The following is a 17,121-nucleotide window of genomic DNA, read 5'->3' on the forward strand; positions in this document are numbered from 1 at the left end:
TCACACATTATGCGTGAGCTGATCCCAGCCCTCGACCTCCTGCGGCTTGCGCGGCTCCGGTCCCACATAGTGGAGGCTGGGCCGCAGGATCCGGCCGAGGCGTTTCTGCTCCAGGATGTGCGCGCTCCACCCGGCCACCCGGGCGCAGGTGAACATCGAGGTGAACATGTGCGCCGGCACCTCCGCGAAGTCCAGGACCACGGCGGCCCAGAAGTCGACGTTGGTCCACAGCTCCTCGTCCGGCTTGCGCTCGCGCAGCGCGGCGAGCGCGGCCGCCTCCAGGGCTTCGGCCACCTCGAACCGGGGCGCGCCGAGATCCTTGGCGATGCGGCGCAGCACGCGGGCGCGCGGGTCCTCGGCGCGGTAGACCCGGTGGCCGAATCCCATCAGCCGCTCGCCGCGGTCGAGGACGTCGGACACGTAGGACGCGGCGTCGCCGCTGCGCTCGACCGCCTCGAGCATGTGCAGCACCCGGGTGGGCGCGCCGCCGTGCAGGGGGCCGGAGAGCGCGCCGATGCCGGAGGAGATGCAGGCGGCCGCGTCGGCGCCGGTGGAGGCGACGATGCGGGCGGTGAAGGTGGAGGCGTTCAGCCCGTGCTCGGCGGCCGAGATGAAGTAGGCGTCCACCGCCTTGACGTGCCGTGGATCCGGCTCACCGCGCCAGCGGCGCATGAACCGCTCCACGATGGTCTCGGCCTTGTCGATGTCCTTCTGCGGGACGGCCGGCAGACCCAGGCCGCGGGCCGCCTGGGCGACGAACGAGAGCGCGGTCACCGACACCCGGGCCAGGTCGGAGCGGGCCCGCTCACCGGAGATGTCGAGCATCTGGGACAGCCCCCAGTAAGGCGCGAGCATCGCCACCGCGGACTGCACGTCGACCCGGATGTCGCCGGAGTGCACCGGCACCGGGAACGGCTCGGCGGGTGGCAGCCCGGGCCCGAATTTGCCGTCGACCAGCAGGCCCCAGACGTCACCGAAGGAGACCTGTCCGATCAGGTCCTCGATGTCGACGCCCCGGTAGCGCAGCGCGCCGCCGTCCCGGTCGGGCTCGGCGATCTGAGTCTCGAACGCGATGACGCCCTCGAGTCCCGGCTTGAAGTCGGTCACGGCACTCCCTGGGGAAACCGAACTGCGGTGAGTGATTCATCTTGCCCGCCGGGTAACCGCACGGTCGACCCGTCGCGATTGTGCTCTCGATGACACCCATCCTGGTTCACCTGACTCCCGGGCCGGGGCGACTTAACGTCGTTGCATCCGAATCGAGAGACTGGGGTGCGATGACTGCCTCGCCTGCCGGGATGCGCCGCGACTACACCGGGCGTACGCCGCTTCTGGAGAGCGCGCTGGCCGGGGACTGGGTCACGCAGTTCGACGGCTGGTTCGCCGAGGCCGCGGCGGCCGGCCTGCCGGAACCCAACGCGATGATTCTGGCCACGGCGGATGCTGCCGCGCGGCCTTCGGCGCGGACGGTCCTCCTCAAGGGGTACGACCGAAGCGGTTTCGTCTTCTTCACGAACTACGAGTCCCGGAAAGGCACGGAGCTGGCGGCCAACCCGTACGCCAGCCTGGTCTTCCCGTGGTTCCCGATGCAGCGCCAGGTGCTCGTCACCGGTTCCGTCGAGCGGGTGACCCGGGCGGAGACCGAGGAGTACTTCGCCTCCCGGCCGCGCGGCTCCCAACTCGGGGCCTGGGCCTCGCCGCAATCCCGGGTGCTGCCCGGCCGGGCAGCGGTGGAAGCGGGCCTATCGGCGGCGACCTCGCGGTTCGCGGAGGGGCCGGTGCCGGCGCCGCCGCACTGGGGCGGGTTCCGGGTGGTGCCGGACGCGGTGGAGTTCTGGCAGGGGCAGAGCAGCCGGCTGCATGACCGGCTGCGGTTCCGGCGGGCCTCGGACGGGTGGGTCGTGGAGAGGCTCGCCCCTTGAGCCAGGGGCTCTCCGAACAACGCCGGTCCTGGATGATCGACACCCGCCCGCTGCGGGTGGCGACGTTCCGGCGGACGTGGATCGGCAACTCCGCGTCGTACTTCGGGTTCCAGTTCACCGCGGTGGCGGTGCCCGTGCAGATGTTCTCGATCACCGGCTCGCCCACCTGGGTGGGCCTGCTCGGCGTCGCCGGGCTGGTGCCGCTACTGATCTTCGGGCTGTGGGGCGGCGCGGTCGCCGACGTGGTGGACCGGCGCCGGCTGCTGCTGGCCAGCTCCGTGCTGACCTGGCTGACCACCTGCGCGCTGCTGACCCAGGCGCTGCTCGGTGTGCGCAGCGGGCACCTGTTGCTGCTGCTGACCGCGGTGCAGTCGGCCGGGTTCGCGATCAGCTCGCCGGCCCGGCAGGCGATCGTGCCGCGGATCGTCCCGGCGGCGATGGTCCCGGCCGCGAACACGTTGAACTACACGGCCACCACGGCCGGTGGGGTGCTCGGCCCGCTGACGGCGGGTCTGATCATGGGGATCTGGTCGACCGGGTCCGGCGTGATCGTGGCGTACGCGCTGGACGCGTTGCTGTTCACCGTCACGTTCTGGGCGACGTGGCGTCTGCCGCCGATCCCGCCGGTGACCTTCGACGCGTCGGAGAAGCCGTCGGCGGGGCTGCGCGGCATCGCCGTCGGGCTGAAGTTCCTGGTCACCCAGCCGGTTCTGCTGCTCTCCCTCGCGATCGACCTGGTCGCCATGGTGTTCGCCATGCCGCGGGCGTTGTTCCCGGCGGTGGCCGAGGACCAGTTCGGCGGGGGCGCGGCGGTCGGCTGGCTCTACAGCGCCATCGCGATCGGCTCGGTGCTCGGCGGTCTCACCTCGGGCTGGATCGGCCGGGTCCGGCGACAGGGCCTGGCCCTGGTGGTGGCGGTGGTCGGGTGGGGCGTCGCGATCGGGTTCTCCGGCCTGGCGAACCAGCTGTGGCTGATGGTGCTGCTGCTCGCGATCGCCGGCGCGGCGGACCTCGTGAGCGCGGTCTACCGCCAGACGATCATGCAGACGTTCGCCCCGGACCGGCTGCGCGGCAGACTGCAAGGGGTATTTACCGTCGTCGTTGCCGGTGGCCCCCGTCTGGGCGACCTCCGAGCGGGCGCCACAGCCGACCTGACCAGCGTCTCCGCCTCCTGGGCGGGGGGTGGGTTCGCCGCCGCGGGGATGGCCGTACTGCTGGCGGCGGCGTCTCCGGCGCTGATCCGCTACCGGCCCGACGGGGACGGATCCGGGGACCGATAGTGTCGCGGGTATGAGCGCAGAGTCAGCCGCGAGGTCCGGCGAACAGTGGTCGATCGAGGCGGACGGCCACCGGGCCGTCCTCGCAGAGGTCGGAGGCACGCTCCGGGCGTACTCCGTCGACGGCGTCGACGTGCTGGACGGCTTCGGGACCGATGAGATCTCCCCCGGCTCGGCGGGTCAGATCCTCGCGCCATGGCCGAACCGGATCCGTGACGGGCAGTACGAGTTCGAGGGCGCGGAACATCAGCTCGCGCTCACCGAGCCGGCCCGGCACAACGCCATCCACGGCCTGGTCAACTGGGCCTCGTGGCGGCTGGCCGAGCGGTCGGTGGACGCGCTGACGCTGGAGTTCGTGCTGCCCGCGCAGGTCGGCTACCCGTGGTCGCTGCTGCTGCGCAGCCACTGGTCGGTGTCGGCGGACGGCCTGCGCTGCGTCCAGGAGGTGCTCAACACGTCCGGGTCGAACGCGCCGTGGGGATACTCGGTCCACCCGTACCTGCGCCTGCCCGGTGTGACGGTCGACGACACCGTGCTCCAGGTCCCGGCGAAAAGCCGGATCATCGCCGACTCCCGGCTGCTGCCGATCGGCGCGGTCAAAGTGACCGGCACCGAGTACGACTACGCCGAACCGCGCCGGATCGGCAGCGCGGTCCTGGACACCACGTTCGGCGACATCGACTTCGACGCCGACGGGATCACCGCGGTCACCCTCGCCGACCCGAACTCGGACCGGCGGATCGTGGTCTGGGCCGACGAGAAGTTCCGGTACTGGCAGGTCTACTCCGGCGACACCCTGAACGGGGAGCGGTTCCGCCGCTCGGTCGCGGTCGAGCCGATGACCTGCCCGCCGGACGCCTTCCGCACCGGCCGGGACCTGATCGTGCTGGAGCCGGGCAAGACCTGGACCACCTCCTGGGGCATCCGGGCCTGATGGAATTCGACGAGGTGGTCCGCCGGCGACGGATGGTCCGGGGGTACGACCCGGACCGTCCGGTGCCACCGGAGCTGATCGACAAGATCGTTCGGCACGGGCTGCGGGCCCCGTCGGCCGGCTTCTCCCAGGGGTGGAGCTTCCTGGTCCTCACTTCGCAGGCGGACCGGGATCTCTTCTGGGAGAGCACGGCGTCGCGGGACGGGGACCCGGGCGGCTGGCTGGACCGGATGCGCACCGCGCCACTGATCATCGTGCCGTTCTCCAACAAATCGGTCTATCTGGACCGGTACGCCGAGTCCGACAAAGGCTGGGCGGACCGGGACGAATCACGCTGGCCGGTGCCGTACTGGGACATCGACACCGGATTCGCCGCGCTGCTCATGCACCTCACCGCCGTCAACGAGGATCTCGGCTCCTGTTTCATCGGGGTGCCGCCCGCGTCCGTCGGCAAGCTCCGGAGCGCTTTCGGGGTGCCGGACGATTTCACGCCGATCGGTGCTCTGACTGTCGGCTATCGGGGTACCGACAAGAGGTCCCCGTCACTGCGGCGCGGGCATCGCCCGGTGGCCGACGTGGTGCATCATGGCCGGTGGGCTTCGTCCGGCGAGGCCTGACCGCCACGCGGTTACGCTGACAGGCGACGCACGGTCCAGGGCATACGGTCCAGGGCGTACGGTCCAGGGCGCACGTTCAAGGGAAAGGGGCAGCCGCCGTGATCTTCAAAGCGGTCCGGGACGGAGCCCCGTACCCCGATCATCAGACGACGCTGAAGGAGTGGGCGGAGATTCCACCGCGCCCGATCCGGCTCGCCGAGCTGATCACCACGAAGCGGGAGCTGGCGCTCGACAAGCTGCTCGCCGAGGACTCGACCTTCTACGGCGACCTCTTCCCGCACGTCGTGGAATACCAGGGCGCCCTCTATCTGGAGGACGGTTTGCACCGGGCACTCCGGGCCGCCCTGCAGCAGCGGAACCAGATTCACGCTCGCGTGTTGGTAGTCGAAGGGTGACATAGCGTGATCACCCCATTAGCTTGTGTCTATGGGTGTCAGACCGCTTGACCTGCTGGATCTTGACGAACTGCTCACCGATGACGAGCGTGACGCTCGCGCACTGGCCCGCCGAGTGGCCGACGATCATGTAAGACCGGACGTGGCCGAGTGGTACGAGAACGGTGCCGCCCCCATCCGTGACCTGGCCATCGAATTCGGCAAAGCCGGCCTCCTCGGCATGCACCTCAAGGGGTACGGGTGCGCCGATGCCTCCTCGGTCGTCCTCGGCCTGACGTGCATGGAACTGGAGGCCGCCGACTCCGGGATCCGGTCCCTCGTCTCGGTGCAGGGCTCCCTGACGATGTACGCCATCTGGAGATACGGCTCCGACGACCAGAAGGAGCAGTGGCTGCCCGGCATGGCCGCCGGCCGGCTGCTGGGCTGCTTCGGCCTGGCCGAACCCGATCACGGCTCGGACCCCACCGGGATGTCCACCCGGGCCCGCCGAGACGGCGGCGACTGGGTGCTCGACGGAGTGAAAACCTGGATCCTGAACGCGCCGATCGCCGACGTGGCGGTGATCTGGGCCCGCGCCGAGAAAGGCGTGACCGGGTTCGTGGTCCCCACCGACACCCCCGGCTTCGACGTGCGGCCCATCGACCACAAGATGTCGCTGCGCGCGTCGAGCACCGGTGAGATCGCCCTGAACGGTGTGCGCCTGCCGGAGAGCGCGCGGCTACCCGGCGTGCGCAGCCTGATGGCGCCGCTCGCCTGCCTGACCGAGGCGCGGCTGGGCATCATCTGGGGAGTGCTGGGCGCCGCCCGGGACTGCCTGGACACGGCGCTCGACTACGCCGGCCGCCGCGAACAGTTCGGCCGGCCCATCAGCGGATTCCAGCTCACCCAGGCGAAACTCGCCGACATGGCGGTCGAACTGCAGAAAGGTTTCCTGCTGGCGATGCACCTGGGCCGGTTGCGGGACGCGAGCGACAAGCCGCTGCGCCCCGAACAGGTCAGTGTCGGAAAGTTGAACAACGTGCGCGAGGCGATCCGGATCGCCCGGGAGTGCCGGACCATCCTCGGTGGCAACGGGATCCTCCGCGAATATCCGGTGATGCGGCACGCCAGCAACCTGGAGAGCGTGCTGACCTACGAGGGGACGTCCGAGATTCATCAGCTCTCGATCGGCCAGAAATTGACCGGGTTGAACGCATTCGCTCGGTAGCGGGTGCGGTTGTCGTACCCCCTGCTTACCGTGGAGGCATGGCAACCTCTCCGGATGTCGACGAACCGACCCGGGAATACCCCGCGGTCGCAGACGAAGGCCGGAAGACGAGCGGCTTCGCCCGGCTTCTGATCTTCATCGGTTTCGTCTTCGCGCTGATCGTCCTCGCCTGCCTCGGGCTGCGCGCGGTGAACGTGCTGCCCACCTTCGACAACCCGTTCGAGGACAAGACCGTCGACCGCAGTCAGCCCGTGCTGCTCCAGTCCATGCGCGACCTGAACCGTTACGTCGCGGCCGACGGCACCTTCCAGGTCATCGTCGACCTCCAGGAGAACAAGGAAAATGTGCCGGACTTCCTGATCAACCGGCGGACGCTGTTCGTCGGATCCGGCACCGTCGAGGTCTACGTCGACTTCAGCGTGCTGGCCGGCGACGCCCTCAAGGTGGACCAGGAGAAGCAGTCGATCGAGCTGACCCTGCCGCCGCCGGAGCAGTCCACCGCGGCGCTCGACATGGCCAAGAGCTACGTCGTGGCCGAGGAACGCGGCGCACTCACCCGGATCGGTGACGCCTTCGGTGACGACGCGAACCGGCAGCAGCAGGTCTATCAGCTCGCCCAGGAACGAATCACCCAGGCGGCCCGTGACAGCGGGCTGGACCAGCGCGCCAAGGAGAACACCGAGCGGATGCTGGAGAGCCTCTTCGCCCGTCTGGGCTACACAACCGTCACCGTGACCTTCGCCAACCCCTGATCCGGTCCCGCCTCCTCGCTTCCCGCCGGCTCCCTGCCTGCGCCGGCTCCCTGCCTGCGCCGGCTCCCTGCCTGCGCCGGCTCCCTGCCTGCGCCGGCTTCCTTTGCGCTGGGTGGCGGTGGTTGCGCGGGCTGGGACGGTTTTGGGGCAGGGATGGCCCACTCCGGGCGGTCAAGCTTGATCCCTGCGTGGACCATCCCTGCCCCAAAACCTTGGCTGCTCACGGCTGGTGCGGCGACTCACGGTAGGTGAGCGCCAGTAGTCGGCCTTCTGCCGGACCGGCAGGCTTCTGCCTTGCCACGCGGCCGTCGCGGCCCTGAGCCGACTGCCGCGACCTACGGCTGGGCGGGCGGCAGCGGTCGGCCCTCCGGCCCCGGCAAGCAGCTGATCGACCGCGACCGCAGCACCCCGAAGCGCGCCATGCCTCGCGCCGGCGGAATGTCGCTCGCCCGGCAATCATCAAAGCCACCGCGCCATGCCGTGCCGCCGTGCCGCCGCCGCGCCGCCGTGCCGCCGTGCCGTGCCGGCGCGGCTGGTGTGTTGATCGGGTGGGTGGAGCGGTTGGCTGGCCGTGGTGCATATCCTTCGGCGTTTTAGCCGCGTGGTTGCCAGCTGAGGGTGACGGGCCGGCCGTGGTGCATGATCCTTCGGCGTTTTGCCTGCGTGGGTGCCGGCCGGGGTGCCTCGCCGGCGATGGTGCGTGGTGCTTCGTCGCCTGGCCGGCATGGTTATCCGCGACGCGTCGTCGGCCGTGGCCCGGAGGCGCGGCAGCGAGCGTGAGTAGGCAAGGTTTTGGGGCGGTGCTGGTCCACGCAGGGATCAAGCCTGACCGCCCGGAGTGGGCCAGCACCGCCCCAAAACCGTCCCGCTTGCGGGCGGTTGATCGGGCCGTTGAGCGTGGGTGGAGACGGGGCCGGGCGGCCCGGAACCGGGCCGCCCGGGAGGCGTTAGCTGTGGGGGAGGGGGGTCACTGCTCGTTGGGGAGCAGTGCCCACAGGATCAGGTACGCCAGGAACTGGGGGCCGGGCAGCAGGCAGGAGACCACGAAGAGCAGCCGGACCGTCCCGGGCTTCATGCCGAACCGGCGAGCCAGACCGGCGCAGACGCCGGCGATCATGCGGTTGTGGCGAGGGCGGGTGAGAGTACGGGTCTTGAGGTTGTAGGACACGATCATCCGCTCCTTCAGCAGTGGTCGTGGCGTTCTGCCACGTCCACTTCGACGGTAGGTACCGGGACGGGAGCGTCCCTCGGTCTCCAGGTGGATACCTGCGGTCCAGCTCCCGTAAGGGTCACCCGTACCCGATGGATTCCCGCTGTTAACCTGAACCCGATTTCGGGCGCTCACGAGGAGTTGAACGGTGACCCTTGCCCTCCTCTATGCCCGGACCAGCGACGCCATAACACCCGCTGACGCCGATCGGCTCGCGGCGGAGCTGACTTCGGCGCTCCGTTCGGCCGGCGCCGCGGTTATCGACCGTCCGGCCAGGCAGGAAGACACGGCGGCGCGTCTGCGCGAGCTGGCCCGGCAGGCCCGGGACGCCGGCGAGCCGCTGCTGATCTGCCCGGACAACCTGGTGGCGCACGGCAGCCTGCTCTGGACCCTGTCCACCGAGCCGGCCGGGCGCAGCACCGTACTGGTCGCCCCTGACCCGGCCGGTGATCTCCGGGAGGACCGCGGCCGGGTGGTTCCCGCCGAGGCGGGCGCCGGCACGGTGCGGTTCCTCGGCGCGATGTGCCTGGCCCCGGCCGATCTGCCGGTGCTGGAGAAGGTGGCCGACCGGCCCGACCTGCTGCCCGCGCTGCTCGAGGCGGGGCTGGTGCCGATCGCCACGCGCACCAGGTTGCTGCACGCGGAACAGGTGAGCACCGAGGCTGAGCTGGTCGCGGCGCGGGACGCGGTCGCCGCGGTGGACGAGGACGCGGCGCGCCTGCGGCTCGCCGTCAAGGAGCAGGACGACTTCTTCACGACGTACGCCGTGAGCACCTGGTCGCCGCTGGTCACCAAGGCGGCTGCCCGGCTCCGGCTGACACCGACCGGGGTGACCGCGCTGTCGGTGCTGTTCGCGGTCGGCGCGGCGCTCGCCTTCTGGCAGGCGTCCCGGCCCGCGATGATCGCGGGCGGCGTCCTGCTCTATCTGGGTTTCGTGCTCGACTGCGTGGACGGGCAACTGGCGCGGTACACGAGGCAGTTCGGCGCGTTCGGCGGCTGGTTGGACACGATGGCCGACCGGGCCAAGGAGTACGCGGTCTACGCCGGTCTGGCGGCCGGTGCGGAGCGGATCGGACTGCCCTATGCGTGGCCGCTGGCGATCACCGCGATCGTCCTGCAGACCGCCCGGCACATGACCGACACCTGGTACGGCGCGCTTCACGACGAGGCCGCTGCCCGCCCGGTCGCGCCGGCCGCCTCGGGTGTCGGGGCACGGCTGTCGGCGGCGTCGGTGAAGGCGCAGAGTCAGCGGGGTTCGCTGATCTATTGGCTCAAACGGATCGTGGTCTTTCCGATCGGTGAGCGCTGGGCGCTGATGGCGGTGCTGGCCGCGTTCACCAACGGGCGGGTCGCGCTGGCCGCGGTGGTCGGGTTCGGGTTGTTCGCCGCGGCGTACACGCTGGCGCTCCGCTCGTTGCGGGCGCTTTCCATGCGGGTCGGCGTGCTGCACACGGTCGACACGATGCGGCATCGCGACGACGGCCCGCTGGTGCGCGCTGTGCTGAGCCGGGCCGGCGTCGGCCGTCCGCTGCCGTTCGCCGCGCTGTTCGTGGTGTATTCGCTGGTCACCGTCGGTGTGCTGGTGGCCGGCGAGCCGTCGGGCCGGTCGTGGTTGCTCGCGCTGGTCGTGGTTCCGGTGCTCGTCTGCGGGTTTCCGGCGCGGAGCCGGCACGGTGGGGCGCTGGACTGGCTGGTGCCGGCTGCGTTGCGGGCCGCGGAATATCTGATGGTGGTCGCGGTCGGGCTTTACGGCTCGGTGCCGCCGGCGGTGGTTTTCCTGCTGCTGTTCATGCTCGCGCTGCGGCATTACGACCTGACCGCGCGGATGGAGAAGGGTGCGCCGGCGACCGGCGCGGGCGGCGCGCTGCTGGGTTGGGACGGGCGGGTCCTGCTGCTGGTGGCGGTGGCCCTGCTCGGATATGGCACGGCGGGGGCGGCCGTGCTCGCCGCTCTGGTCGGCGGAGCCTTCACGCTGGTCGCTGTTCAGGACTGGCGCGCCAGCCGCTCCTGATCCGCGTGCGTGGTGATTCAGGGCGCGGAGCGAACCTCAAGTCCCCACGGAGCTCGCGCGGTGATTTGGGGCGCGGAGCGCACCCCTAAATCACCACACATCTGGATTGGGCTGCAGATGGCGAAGGGACAGGCATGTCCGTCATGTCTCTTGGTGCTGTGCACGTGCACAGTTGATCTCCTAATGTTCAGATCTCCGTAATCGATTGATCACTATGTGCGAATGGCACTTTCGTCCGATGGCAAAGCATCGAAGGCACTCGCAGAGTTAGTGCCCGATCGCCGACCGTCGTGGGCCTCGGGATCGCGGCAGAGCGGGGAGGTTGGCGGTGTCCACCGTCGCACTCAAAGACGTCACCAAGATTTGGCCGGACGGCACATATGCCGTCGACAACCTCAGCATGGATGTGCGGGACGGCGAGTTCATGGTCCTGCTGGGGCCCTCTGGCTGCGGTAAGTCGACCGTGCTCCGGATGATCGCCGGTCTCGAGGACCCCAGCGAGGGCGAGATCCTGCTGAACGGTGAGCCGGTTCTGGAACTGCCCCCACGCGACCGCAGCATCGCGATGGTTTTTCAGGACTTTGCGCTCTATCCGCACATGACCGTCGCGGAGAACATCGGATTCCCGCTGAAGCTCTCCGGTGTCGAGCCGACGCCCCGCCAGGACCGGGTCGGCGCCGTGGCCGGTGCGCTCGGCATCGGTGAGGTGCTCGGCCGCCGTCCCAGTCAGCTCTCCGGCGGGCAGCGGCAGCGTGTCGCGATGGGCCGCGCCATCGTCCGCCGCCCCGGCATCTTCCTGATGGACGAGCCGCTCTCCAACCTGGACAGCGGCCTGCGCGCCGAGCTCCGTGCCGAGATCACCAGCATGACCCGCGAGCTGGGCGTCACCACGATGTACGTGACGCACGACCAGGCCGAGGCGCTGACCATGGCGGACCGGGTCGCGATCATGCGCAAGGGCGTGCTGCAGGACGTGGGCACGCCGACCGACGTCTACCGGCGGCCGGCCACGCTCTATGTCGCGGCCTTCCTCGGCTCGCCGAAGATGAACCTGCTCGAGGCCTCGGTCTATGTGCACCTGGATCAGTACATCGCGCTCAACTTCGGCGAGCAGACGCTCTACATGCCGTGGAACGACCCGCGGGCGCGGGCGGTCGCCCGGTACCACGGTGACCGGATCGTGGTCGGCATCCGGGCCGAGGCGCTCACGCCGGTGACCCCGCAGACGCCGGGGCACATCTTCCAGGGCCGCATCCGCTATCTCGAGCACCACGGGCACGAGTCCCTGGCATACCTCGACATCGGCGCCACCGCGATCGTGGTGGACGAGATGAGCGGTCCGGTGCAGGACCACATGCCGGCCGAGGGGGCGCTGAAGCGGCTCGGCGGCGCGCTCCAGCGGCTGACCCGACCATCCTCGGTGCTCGACACGCCGAGGCTGCCACCCAGCCGTGATCGGGGCAGCGTGCTGAACGACCCCGGCCGCCACTCACGCAAGCCGGCCGAGCTGGCGGTGCGGCTGGCCCCGTACCCCCAGGTTTCTCCCGGTCATCCGCTGGCCATCTCGGTGCGGATGGAAGCGGTGCACTTCTTCGACGAGCGGGGTGACCGGATCGATGTCGGCTGGCGGTGAGCCCGGGACGCGCGCCACTTCCGGGGCGGAACACCGATGCCTCCCGCCACTGGTCGGCCACAGCGCGTAGGCTGCACGACGGTGGAGGACAGGATCGGTCAGAGCGTTCGCTCGGCTCCCGGAACGGAGCCGAGAGGCGACGGTGCGCCTCCACGGGGCGATCGGGTGGTGCTGGACCGCTCGTTCGGGCACGACGACATCACCACCCTGCGGCATGAGGTCTCGGCTCACCTCGGCCCGCTGGGGCTCGGCCCGGACCGCCGGCACGGTTATCTGCTGGCCGTGAACGAGGTCATCACCAACGTGGTGCTGCACGCCGGTGGGAACGGCCGGCTGGTGCTGCGCGTCGAGGGCGGCTCGGTGTGGTGTGTGGTGACCGATTCCGGTCCGGGCATCCCCGGGGGCTATCTGAACGATCTTCAGGCGCCCGAGGCGTTCGAGGTCGGCGGCCGCGGATTGTGGCTGGCGCACCAGTTGTGCGACGAGGTGACCACCGCAACGGGCCCGATCGGTACCTCGATCGGATTGCGTATGGCGGTGGATGCGGTGCCGGATTCCTGAAGAAACAGCAGCTTGAACGAGCTGTGAACGATCGAGGAAATGTGAAGCCGCCCTTCCGGTCTCGTCGCGCTTCCCCTCCGGCTACATTGGGCGCGTGCTCGGACTTCCTTCCCAGGTGACCGCTTGCCTCTTCGATCTTGACGGTGTGCTCACGCAGACCGCGCTGGTGCACAATGCCGCGTGGAAACAGACGTTCGACTCGTTCCTGCAGACGTGGGCCGAACGCACCGGACAACCGTTCGTCCCCTTCGACTCCGGCTTCGACTACCACCAGTATGTGGACGGGCGGCAGCGGGCCGACGGCGTCCGCACCTTCCTGGCCTCCCGTGGCATCACCCTGCCCGAGGGGGAACCCGACGACGGTCCTGACCAGGAGACCGTCAACGGCGTGGGCAACCGCAAGAACGTGCTCGTGCTGCAGAAGATCCAGGAGGGCGCCGTCCAGGTCTACCCCGGATCGGTGGAGTACCTGAAGGCCGCCAAGGCCGCCGGCCTGCGCCGGGTCGTCGTCTCGGCGAGCGCCAACTGCAAGGACGTTCTGGAGGCCGCGGGCATCGCGGACCTGCTGGAGGCCCGTGTGGACGGCGTGGTCGCGCGAGAGCTCGGTCTTCCCGGCAAGCCCGCTCCCGACACCTTCCTCTATGGGGCTAAGCTGCTCGATCTCGCCCCGGAGAACTGTGCCGTGTACGAGGACGCCCTGGCCGGTGTGGCCGCCGGACGGGCGGGTGCGTTCGGCATCGTGATCGGGGTGGACCGGGTCGGCCAGGCGGAGGCGCTCCGTGCCAACGGCGCCGACGTGGTGGTGACCGACCTGTCCGAACTCCTCACTCAGTGAGACCTCCTCTTATTCGTAACGAGAGGCACGACCGTGATCCGTGAACGGGCCTACCCCGTCGACCCATGGCACATCCGGGAGACCCGGCTCGACCTGGACCTGCTGGCCCAGTCCGAATCGGTGTTCGCTCTCTCGAACGGCCATATCGGGATACGCGGAAATCTGGACGAGGGCGAGCCGCACGGCCTCCCCGGCAGCTACCTGAACTCGTTCTACGAGCTGCGGCCGCTGCCGCACGCGGAGGCCGGGTACGGCTTCCCCGAGTCCGGCCAGACGATGGTCAACGTGACCAATGCCAAGCTGATGCGGCTGCTCGTCGACGACGAGCCGTTCGATGTGCGCTACGGCGAGCTCCGGTCCCACGAGCGCTGCCTCGACCTGCGGGCCGGCACGCTGGAGCGGGTCGTCGAGTGGGTGTCCCCGTCGGGCCAGGGTGTGCGCGTGCGTACCGTGCGGCTCGTCTCGTTCACCCAGCGCGCGGTGGTCGCCTTCCTCTACGAGGTCGAGCCGCTGGCCGGCCCGGCCCGGCTGATCCTGCAGTCGGAGCTGGTGGCGAACGAGCAGCTCCCGCCGATGAGCAAGGACCCGCGGGTGGCCGCGGTGCTGGACCGGCCGCTGCAGGCCGAGGAGATGATGGAGCAGCCGACCGGCGGCATCCTGATCCACCGCACCAAGGCCAGCGACCTGCGGATGGCCGCGGCCATGGAGCACCTGGTGGAGACGCCGGGGCGGCACGCCATCACCACCGAGGGGCACCCGGACTGGCTGCGGACCACGGTGGCCTGCCGGCTGGAGCCGGGTCAGAAGCTGCGGGTCGTCAAGCTGGCGGCGTACGGCTGGTCCAGCATGCGCTCGCTGCCGGGCCTGCGTGACCAGGTCGGCGCGGCACTGGCCAGCGCCCGCCTGGACGGCTGGGACGGGCTGGTCCAGCAGCAGCAGGAATACCTGGACGCGTTCTGGGACCACTCCGACGTCCGGGTCGACGGCGACCCGGAGGTGCAGCAGGCGGTCCGCTTCGGGCTCTTCCACACGCTGCAGTCCGGCGCCCGTGCGGAAAAGCGCCCGATCGGCTCCAAGGGCCTCACCGGGCCGGGGTACGACGGGCACACCTTCTGGGACGCCGAGACGTTCGTGCTGCCCGCTCTGACGTACACCCAGCCCTCCGCGGCGGCCGACGTGCTGCGCTGGCGGCACTCGACGCTGGACCTGGCCCGGGAGCGGGCGCAGACGCTCGGCCTGCAGGGCGCCGCGTTCCCGTGGCGGACCATCCGCGGGCAGGAGTGCTCCGGCTACTGGCCGGCGGGCACGGCCGGCTTCCACATCGGCGCCGACATCGCCGACGCGGTCCGCCGGTACGTGCAGGCCACCGGGGACTACGACTTCGAGCGTGAGGTCGGCCTGGAGCTCCTGGTCGAGACGGCGCGGCTGTGGCGCTCGCTGGGTCACCACGACCGGCACGGCCGTTTCCACATCGACGGCGTGACCGGGCCGGACGAGTACACGGCTGTGGTCAACGACAACATCTACACCAACCTGATGGCGCAACAGAACCTGATGACCGCGGTCGAGGCCTGCAAGCGGCATCCGGACCTGGCCCGGCAGTTCGGCGTGGACGACGAGGAGACGGCGTCGTGGCGGGACGCGGCGGCGGCCGTGCACATCCCGTACGACAAGGAGCTCGGGGTGCACCAGCAGTGCGAGGGCTTCACCCGGCTGCAGGAGTGGGACTTCGAGAACACTCCGCCGGAGGGCTACCCCCTGCTGCTGAACTTCCCGTACTTCGACCTGTACCGCAAGCAGGTGATCAAGCAGGCCGACCTGGTGATGGCGATGTACATCCGGGGTGACGCGTTCACCGCGGAGGAGAAGGTCCGCAACTTCGCGTACTACGACGCGCGGACCGTGCGGGACTCGTCGCTGTCGGCCTGCATCCAGGCCGTGCTCGCGGCCGAGACCGGTCATCTGGAGCTGGCCCACGACTATCTCGGCGAGGCCGCCCTGATGGACCTGCACGACCTGCACCGCAACGCGCGGGACGGTGTGCACGTGGCCTCGCTGGCCGGCTCCTGGATCGCGCTCGTCGCGGGTCTGGGCGGGATGCGGGACTTCAACGGTCAGCTGAGCTTCGCGCCGCGACTGCCCAGCCGGATCAACGCCCTGGAGTTCTCGCTGCTCTGGCGCGGGCTGCGGCTGCGGGTGAGCGTGACCGCCGACGAGGTGACGTACTCGTTGCGCAACGGCGGCGGCTCGGCCCGGCTGACCCTGCTGCACCACGGCAAGGAGATCGAGGTGACCCAGGTGCGGCCGGTGACCATGGCGATCCCGCCGGGGCACCCGGTCGGTCCCGCGCCGGCCCAGCCGCACGGCCGGGCCCCGGTGCGCCGCGCGGTGCACTGAGCCTGCACCGACCAGCAAAAAAGCCCCCGCCCGAACCGGGCGGGGGCTTTTTCGGCGTTCTTTACAGCATCGACACGTGCACGTGGTCCGTGTGGTCGCTGGGACCGGAGTACGACCGCCACTCGCCGGTGGCCGGGAACCAGATCTGCTTGTACCAGATGACGTAGTAGATGCCGAGACGGTCGGCGTTACGCACCAGGAACGCGGTCAGGTCGTTGCCGTACCGCAGCATGTCGTTGTTGTGTGCCGACGAGAATCCGCTCTTCTGCAGCGACCAGTCACAGGCGCGGCCCTTGGGATGCTCGAACGGGCCGCCGGTGCGGTGGCAGCCGACGAAGCGTTTGAAGCCCGCCTTGCGGGTCTCCTTGTACATGTGCAGGGTGCGCTTGGTCACGCAACCGCCGGTGGTCGGGTCCTTCTCGGTGCAACCCTCACCCGAGAAGCCTCCGCTGCCGTTGCGCGGTGCCGGCGCCGCGATGGCCGACTTGGCGTCGACCAGGCCGTTCGTGACGGACCGGTTGATGCCGGTGCCACCACCCACCAGGTCGAGCTGGTTCTCGGCGGCGTCCTTCTGCTTCTGCAGCACGGTCAGCTGCTGCTGCTCGTTCTTGAGCTCGGCGTCCAGCCTGGCCTTGTTCTCGCTGATCTCGGCGATCGCCGTGTTCAGCTCGTGCAGCTTCTCGTCATGCAGCTTGTTGATCTCCTCCAGGGAGATCGCCTTGCTCATGAAGTCGTTCGACGAGCTGGCGTTGAGCAGGAAGCCCATGGCACTCAGATTGCCGGTCTGGTATTGCTGCCGGGCGATCGAGTTGACCTCGGGAATCAGGACGTCACGCCGGCCCTCGGCTGCTTTGATGTCGGCGGCCAGCTTCTTCTGGTTCTTGCGGGACGCGGCGACGGCGCCCTTCGCGGCGACGTAGCGCCGGTTGGTCGCCTCCATCACGGCCGACAGGTCAGCACTGCCCTCCTCGTCGGCGTTGGGCGAGTTACTTCCCGGTGCCGCGGAAGCCGTGGTGCCGGTGAGCAACGTGACCGGGGCCACGAGGAACACGGCAGACACGAGCGGCGCCAGGGCGAGTATCAGCCACCGGCGGGGACTTGCGGTCATCAACAGTTCCTTCCGTGTCACCGCCGACCGAGTTAGCTGACGGGTTCGGGACGGAAGCAATCCCTACCGCAAACTGCGGATTCACCCCAGTGACCTGGTTCCCCGGCTCACCTTTCACGGCGATTGGGCGGCGGCCTGCCGGCAACTCGGGGGCGGTGCCGTCCTGGCAGGACCGAGAGGAGTTTACCTGAGATATCGCCGCGCATCAGGACCCACTGAGCTGCGAAAAGTGTTACCGCCTAACGACATTCCGTAATGGTGT

The 17,121-nt window shown here is 69.6% G+C and carries 15 protein-coding genes and 1 riboswitch; of the genes, 12 read left to right on the top strand and 3 right to left on the bottom strand.

The genetic code is table 11. The features are described from left to right. Complete coding sequence (locus tag AC0NH5_RS23555) at positions 1–1,107, bottom strand: citrate synthase 2 (protein WP_474407447.1); 1,107 nt, start codon at positions 1,105–1,107, stop codon at positions 1–3. Positions 1,108–1,277: 170 nt separating this feature from the next. Between AC0NH5_RS23555 and pdxH the strand changes: the two genes are divergently transcribed. The 7 genes from pdxH (at position 1,278) to AC0NH5_RS23590 (ending at position 7,104) form a co-directional block, all read left to right on the top strand. After that, positions 1,278–1,922 (top strand): pyridoxamine 5'-phosphate oxidase, encoded by a 645-nt coding sequence (gene pdxH, locus AC0NH5_RS23560; RefSeq protein WP_474407450.1) that lies wholly within the window; start codon positions 1,278–1,280, stop codon positions 1,920–1,922. Positions 1,923–1,954: 32 nt separating this feature from the next. After that, positions 1,955–3,202, top strand: a complete 1,248-nt coding sequence (locus AC0NH5_RS23565; RefSeq protein WP_474407618.1) for an MFS transporter — start codon at positions 1,955–1,957, stop codon at positions 3,200–3,202. A 10-nt stretch (positions 3,203–3,212) separates the two neighbouring features. Then, on the top strand, positions 3,213–4,133 hold the full coding sequence (locus AC0NH5_RS23570) for an aldose 1-epimerase family protein (protein ID WP_474407452.1): 921 nt from the start codon (positions 3,213–3,215) through the stop codon (positions 4,131–4,133). Beyond that, entirely contained in the window at positions 4,133–4,750 is a 618-nt protein-coding gene (locus AC0NH5_RS23575; RefSeq protein WP_474407455.1) for a nitroreductase family protein, read from the top strand. Before AC0NH5_RS23570 ends, AC0NH5_RS23575 begins: the two co-directional genes overlap by 1 nt. Before the next feature lie 98 nt (positions 4,751–4,848). Then, positions 4,849–5,145, top strand: coding sequence for a type II toxin-antitoxin system VapB family antitoxin (locus AC0NH5_RS23580; protein WP_474407458.1), 297 nt, complete (start codon positions 4,849–4,851; stop codon positions 5,143–5,145). Positions 5,146–5,176: 31 nt separating this feature from the next. Beyond that, positions 5,177–6,352, top strand: coding sequence for an acyl-CoA dehydrogenase family protein (locus tag AC0NH5_RS23585; protein WP_474407461.1), 1,176 nt, complete (start codon positions 5,177–5,179; stop codon positions 6,350–6,352). Between the two features lie 38 nt (positions 6,353–6,390). Next, the gene (locus AC0NH5_RS23590) at positions 6,391–7,104 is read left to right on the top strand and encodes a DUF4230 domain-containing protein (protein WP_474407464.1); all 714 of its coding nucleotides are present in this window, start codon (positions 6,391–6,393) and stop codon (positions 7,102–7,104) included. A gap of 967 nt (positions 7,105–8,071) precedes the next feature. Here the strand turns inward: AC0NH5_RS23590 and AC0NH5_RS23595 are convergent. Beyond that, positions 8,072–8,278, bottom strand: a complete 207-nt coding sequence (locus AC0NH5_RS23595; protein WP_474407467.1) for a PspC domain-containing protein — start codon at positions 8,276–8,278, stop codon at positions 8,072–8,074. A 184-nt stretch (positions 8,279–8,462) separates the two neighbouring features. On the opposite strand from AC0NH5_RS23595, the gene AC0NH5_RS23600 reads away from it, so the two are divergent. The 5 genes from AC0NH5_RS23600 to AC0NH5_RS23620 all read left to right on the top strand — a co-directional run bounded on the left by AC0NH5_RS23600 (position 8,463) and on the right by AC0NH5_RS23620 (position 15,751). Then, complete coding sequence (locus tag AC0NH5_RS23600; RefSeq protein ID WP_474407470.1) at positions 8,463–10,325, top strand: DUF5941 domain-containing protein; 1,863 nt, start codon at positions 8,463–8,465, stop codon at positions 10,323–10,325. 328 nt (positions 10,326–10,653) lie between these two features. Further along, positions 10,654–11,958, top strand: a complete 1,305-nt coding sequence (locus AC0NH5_RS23605; protein ID WP_474407473.1) for an ABC transporter ATP-binding protein — start codon at positions 10,654–10,656, stop codon at positions 11,956–11,958. A gap of 165 nt (positions 11,959–12,123) precedes the next feature. Further along, positions 12,124–12,519, top strand: coding sequence for an ATP-binding protein (locus AC0NH5_RS23610; protein ID WP_474407475.1), 396 nt, complete (start codon positions 12,124–12,126; stop codon positions 12,517–12,519). A gap of 94 nt (positions 12,520–12,613) precedes the next feature. Further along, the gene (locus tag AC0NH5_RS23615) at positions 12,614–13,354 is read left to right on the top strand and encodes a beta-phosphoglucomutase family hydrolase (RefSeq protein WP_474407478.1); all 741 of its coding nucleotides are present in this window, start codon (positions 12,614–12,616) and stop codon (positions 13,352–13,354) included. Positions 13,355–13,387: 33 nt separating this feature from the next. After that, on the top strand, positions 13,388–15,751 hold the full coding sequence (locus AC0NH5_RS23620; RefSeq protein ID WP_474407480.1) for a glycoside hydrolase family 65 protein: 2,364 nt from the start codon (positions 13,388–13,390) through the stop codon (positions 15,749–15,751). A gap of 61 nt (positions 15,752–15,812) precedes the next feature. Here AC0NH5_RS23620 and AC0NH5_RS23625 read toward each other — a convergent pair whose 3' ends face one another. Then, the gene (locus AC0NH5_RS23625) at positions 15,813–16,859 is read right to left on the bottom strand and encodes a coiled-coil domain-containing protein (protein ID WP_474407482.1); all 1,047 of its coding nucleotides are present in this window, start codon (positions 16,857–16,859) and stop codon (positions 15,813–15,815) included. A gap of 6 nt (positions 16,860–16,865) precedes the next feature. After that, positions 16,866–16,999: riboswitch (cyclic di-AMP (ydaO/yuaA leader) on the bottom strand. Positions 17,000–17,121 lie beyond the last annotated feature (122 nt).

This window comes from Actinoplanes sp. 13 (assembly GCF_056134165.1).

Bases quoted from the DNA above. Each gene is read 5' to 3' on its own strand.
- AC0NH5_RS23570 (WP_474407452.1), top strand. From the start codon at position 3,213: ATGAGCGCAGAGTCAGCCGCGAGGTCCGGCGAACAGTGGTCGATCGAG.
- pdxH (WP_474407450.1), top strand. From the start codon at position 1,278: ATGACTGCCTCGCCTGCCGGGATGCGCCGCGACTACACCGGGCGTACG.
- AC0NH5_RS23585 (WP_474407461.1), top strand. From the start codon at position 5,177: ATGGGTGTCAGACCGCTTGACCTGCTGGATCTTGACGAACTGCTCACC.
- AC0NH5_RS23565 (WP_474407618.1), top strand. From the start codon at position 1,955: ATGATCGACACCCGCCCGCTGCGGGTGGCGACGTTCCGGCGGACGTGG.
- AC0NH5_RS23625 (WP_474407482.1), bottom strand. From the start codon at position 16,859: ATGACCGCAAGTCCCCGCCGGTGGCTGATACTCGCCCTGGCGCCGCTC.
- AC0NH5_RS23595 (WP_474407467.1), bottom strand. From the start codon at position 8,278: ATGATCGTGTCCTACAACCTCAAGACCCGTACTCTCACCCGCCCTCGC.
- AC0NH5_RS23575 (WP_474407455.1), top strand. From the start codon at position 4,133: ATGGAATTCGACGAGGTGGTCCGCCGGCGACGGATGGTCCGGGGGTAC.
- AC0NH5_RS23590 (WP_474407464.1), top strand. From the start codon at position 6,391: ATGGCAACCTCTCCGGATGTCGACGAACCGACCCGGGAATACCCCGCG.